The 4,967-nt window shown below is 42.2% G+C and carries 4 protein-coding genes; all 4 read right to left on the bottom strand.

What is annotated here, in order from left to right:
• The coding region (locus L5M38_RS23720) for a transposase (RefSeq protein ID WP_263178571.1) at positions 1-175 on the bottom strand (175 nt) is incomplete at its 3' end.
• Positions 176-622: 447 nt separating this feature from the next.
• The gene (locus L5M38_RS23715) at positions 623-1,885 is read right to left on the bottom strand and encodes a type II toxin-antitoxin system HipA family toxin (RefSeq protein ID WP_263180500.1); all 1,263 of its coding nucleotides are present in this window, start codon (positions 1,883-1,885) and stop codon (positions 623-625) included.
• Positions 1,882-2,229 (bottom strand): helix-turn-helix domain-containing protein, encoded by a 348-nt coding sequence (locus L5M38_RS23710; protein WP_263180499.1) that lies wholly within the window; start codon positions 2,227-2,229, stop codon positions 1,882-1,884. Before L5M38_RS23710 ends, L5M38_RS23715 begins: the two co-directional genes overlap by 4 nt.
• Positions 2,230-3,148: 919 nt before the next feature.
• Entirely contained in the window at positions 3,149-3,556 is a 408-nt protein-coding gene (locus L5M38_RS23705; RefSeq protein ID WP_263168257.1) for a hypothetical protein, read from the bottom strand.
• Between the last annotated feature and the right edge of the window lie 1,411 nt (positions 3,557-4,967).

The following is a 4,967-nucleotide window of genomic DNA, read 5'->3' as shown; positions in this document are numbered from 1 at the left end:
TAGGAGCAAGCCCTTTGCGCTCGACCTGAAGCTGCGTTACCCACTTACTGACCGTTGATTTACCTACGTTCATGGCTTTGGCTGCCGCTTCTTGTGTATAGCCCTGGTCAATGACTAATTGGGCAGTTTCGAGCTTAATCGCTGCGCTATATCGTGCACGTTTACTTTTATTCATTTTGTCACCTAAATTCGCTATGAATGAGATCATAACATTTCTTATTAGGTGGCCAAATTCAGTGTGCCACTACAAACAAAGCGTTTAAGAGGGATTCATGCCGCGTGGTATTTTTGGTATGCGGTGATTTTGGTGGTGAAAGTGGTCTGCTGAAAGTTGGTTTATGTGGCATCCCCTCATTAATGCGGCGTTACACCATAGAAAGATTAATCCGAAATCAATGAATTAGAGTAAAAAAATCTAACAAGGTTTTGTCCAAAAATGAGCCCTGAATCACTCTAGTCTAGAGTGATTAACATCATCCTGAAACCCACCTTAATCCCCATTTACGGCTATTCTTGGGCGTTTTTCCCTTAAGATTAATCAAATATCTAGAGAACTGATTCACACCGATACCCCGAAGTTGCAACCGAAATCAATATTGTTATTGGGGCCTGATATCATTAGCTAGCAGAGGATTTTAAAGTCGTTATGTAGTTTGGCCCAGTGAGCTTTTAATATCGCTTTATGCTCTTCATGCATGGGGAGTTCAGCAAGTGCCTCTGGCCAAAGAGTACGGGCTTTTTGCATGGCATCCAGTAAATGAACCTTTATCGCGGGCCATGGTATGCCTGTTCTCGTTGCCCATGCTTGGAAGGTAGTGATATCAATGGCGTACCATAGCTTTTGTTTATTCATGTTGAGAGCAATGGCGGTTTCGCCTTCTATGTAGGGTAAGGTGCTGACAATATCGTAAGCGGGCGAGAGTATCGCATTTTGGGTATCTGGGTAGATAACACTCCAATTTTTTAAGTGGGCATCGCCGTTGGCAAGCAAGATATTGGCCAGCAACCGCCTTGCCATTTGCTGCACATCTTTTAGTCCATTGTAGCTGCTCATGTATAGAGCTTTCGCTATGGCTTCGTAGTTGTATTTACCATATTTATCATGGGCATAAACTTCGAATATTTGGGCAAAGTCCTCTGCATGAATGCGGCCCGTATCACTGCGGTCAAAGCGCTTAATTGCATAAGCCGTTGGCTCATCTGGTAGTTTGATGTTAGGTAGATTATCCAATGCGTTAAGCGAGATGAGCTCAATATCAGGGATGTTCACTCCGATTATTTGTGCCAACTTCATTGCAGTGTATTCATTTTGTGGGACGTTACGATGTACTGTTGAGGGCGTCTTGATAATCCAACTATCTTGGCCTTCTTGATTGGCATTTATGTTGAATCGTTCATCGTTTCTGCTTGTCGAGAATTTCATTTGAACACCGGCAAGTGAGAACTTATTACTGGTGTGGGTGATGTCGATTAAAATAGCTTCTGTTCTTTCCCGTGGTGATAGTGCCCAGGCTGGAATATCTGCTTTTGCTATGGCTGCTGCGATTAAGCCGCCAGGAAGATTGTTCCCTGCCCATGCCAGTATGGGAAATTCGTTGTTCTCATGTACTTTTAGCTCGGCTGACATCCATTGCCGCAATGCGCCCTCGGGGAGCAAGTTGGACAGCACCGGTGATAATCTTTGTGTTCTGACTTGTATTTTATCGATGTAATGGGGGTCTAGCAGCTGGGTGAGCGTTAATGTTGGTCGAAGTGCTTTTGGCATCGCGATATATTCAGGGTCAAATTTTAGAATGTTTTTACCACCAGAATAATGGGTGAGTATCGCAATTCGTTGATGATTTAAATAAAGCGCGAGGGCCTCTACTGATTCAGCTGGTTTCATAGATTATCTTCTTTATCATCAACTGAATGTAAGACCTTATCCCAAGATGTGCCCGTCTCTGTCGTTAAGTTGTTATGCGAATGACGGTCAATTTCTGGTTCTAAAGTTGCTTGGTTAATGAGTGCTTTTACTGCACTTATGTGCTGTTTAGGAACGATCATCATTTCAAGATTTAATCCTTCCAAGACTCTCAGTAATGTCGATAAGCGAGTATCACTGCCACTTTCTATTCGTTGGTATTGTTGCTGTGACATGCCTATGTTCAACAGCATGTCTTTCTGACTTAGTGCTAGTTGTTCTCGGTTGTGCTTGAGTTCTGTGGCTAATTCGCTGAGATGCTTCATGGTGTTGGCTCGGTTATCTTTTACTCATAAACATCATATTAGTTGTTATTAGCCATTAATAACAACTAATATGATGTTTATTTGTGTGAATACAATCAATTTGTTGTTTATACGTATAGATACAACATATTAGTTGTATATGTGTCGTTGATGTCGTATTGGATTTTGTCATAGGTGAGGCGGTTGTCATGGGCTACGATATGGCCGCGCTGGAGTGTGTGATTAGTCCGGCTTGATTGTGCTAGAGAGATTAAAGAGTCGTTATTTAACACCACACTTCTGGGACAAAACCTTATTAGCCAGATTCGGATTAGCTATTTTATTAGTAACGCCTCTTTGGGCTACAAACTAATCAACTCTCGATATCACCAGTTGGAATAGGCATAACAGGGATATGAATCAGTTCTCTAGAGATCTGATTCATGCTAAGGCAAAAAAAAGCCCCGTTGAAAGGAAGAAACGGGGCGAAATGGGTCTGTTTTAAGGTCAGCATGAATCAGTCTGGTGTAGAGTGATTCACTAACTGATTTTTGGGCATTTTAGAGTTAAAGCCTTAACTCTACTATAGGTTAACGCCCGCTTAAGGTCAGGCAATGCTACTACTCACTTTCAGCATAACACTGTAATCACATAAACCTACGCATAGTAAAAACGGTCAGGTTCTAAGCCGCCGTTGCTTGTGGGATCACAAGTAAAGCCCCATGACGGAGCTCGAAAACACTAGGAATACAACAATCGCGGAGTAACGAGTATCTAAAGAAAGCAGGATTGTATTCACTAAGAGATGGATGGATCGCCGTTCATTACCCTAACCAGAAAGCAGGTTAGGCGTTCTAAATGAACTGACCTGTGCGGAGGTATGCAGGGAGTGGGCTGGAGGTTAGACACCTCCGGCTACCCGATTTGTTTAATATATTTACTATTTAATTGGAACATCTTTTTTGTCAGTAAGCCGATCCTCACCTTTTACATTTTTACTAGTTTTAGGTGTACCATCTAAATTTAAAATAGACTCTAGATCTTGATTCTTTCTTAGGGATGCGTTTAAACGATATAAAAATTCATTACCGAAACTTGATAGTTTACTGTCAACAATAGGTCTAACCTTATAACCAATAGCTGTTCCAATACAGATACCAAGAAAAGATGGCCCAAGAGCTGGAATTTGAAAAAGAAAAATAAACCACACTCCGACTTGGCCAGAAATTGTAAAAAAAATAATTAATATAATGTTACCTAATACATATATAAGCACAACATATCTAAGTTTGAGAAAGGTACTAAGAACAATAAACAATATTGTGACTACTAGAAAAAAATTAACCATAGTTTAGACCACCTCCGAGGATTGGCATTGAACATAACGTCTTAGTATTTATGCGCTGCACTGTTTGCAGGGCATAAATCGCTTGTTGGACTTGGCCGCTGCCACCTCCATGTAAATGGGTATAAATGATGCTATAGGAATTTGCTTTTTTGCGGTAGCGATTTTTTATACAGTTTGATGGGTAATTACTTGATATCGTTTCAGCTTTTTTCTCATCCTGTCACGCTTATTTTTGCTGATGAATCGCTATCTAACGACTCAATACTCCAAGGAACACACCTCCCCTCGGAGTTGCCGTGGGGCGAATAGACAAATGACACTAGTTTTGATCAAAGCACGTGAGCATGAAGCTCACGCAAAATGCCAGCGTGTTGCGCATGAAACAGACTAGGTAAGTTTGATTCAATGTAACGGTTTATCAAATCCCTCATGATCACACCTTACTCTTTGGTAGTCATTACATTATGTATCTCAAATTATCAGATAATAAATGTCTGAACTTCGAGCTGCGGCAAACTTTGGGTAGAAGTGGGTTAAAGCCATCTATCGGGTCTAATTGCATCGTGATTTGAATATTTACAGGTTAAGTTAAGACTAATCCAGTTCAATCGTGAGTTCGGTTTAACCTATTCTTAGACCACTATTTTCACCTGCAGACGTGTCACTCGATCACCTTAAGCTTCATGGCTAGTCGCTGGCTTGGTACGGCGTACTCTTTACCTGTGCTCTTTTCATCTGCAGACGCGTCACCCGATCACCTTACGCTTCATGCTCAGTCGTCGGCTTTGCCCAATCCTAATGTACATCATGAGCTATGCGCAGTTATACGCTAATGCCGGTGGTCGATAATGGCACGTACCTAAGCGTGTTGTTCCGCTTGGTCCTATGATCTAGCCGTGTGTTTACCTGCAGATGTTTTAGTCGTTCAGGCATTTACTCATGTCTGTGGGTGAAGCCGGCATAAATAGGGCTGATATAGGTGTGTTGAGCGACGATGACGAGTGAGAATAGCGCACGTTTCCTTAGCATGGATTGTTACTAATATGTTGTTCTGCGATAGAGGTATTATGCCATTGTGGTTCAATAGTTCTTTGATGCGTCCTAGATAATCCCTAGATCCCCTCAAAAAGTTGGGAGCACTCAAACCCATGCAGCAGTAGGGCTACAGGCGAGTCGTTGCATCAACCCTACAGGAGGATGCAATGACTCGCTTTTGTTGCTTTTGTGTTAACGCTTGAGGGGCGTAAAGGGTAGGGCAAAAGGTGAGTTTTTTGGTAGTTCTGGGTGAATTGATGGCGCCTAAATGGATCCTTCTATTCGGCTCACGGTTTAGGTCGTTGCCTCATCCTGCTTGGGTGCTATCCGCTCGCCGTTTTTGGTCATTAAAAGCAGGCAAAGTGGGATGATCTGC

The organism is Shewanella sp. SM101 (assembly GCF_025654465.1).
Classification (GTDB): domain Bacteria; phylum Pseudomonadota; class Gammaproteobacteria; order Enterobacterales; family Shewanellaceae; genus Shewanella; species Shewanella oncorhynchi.
This window is presented reverse-complemented; position numbering and strand designations above follow the sequence as displayed.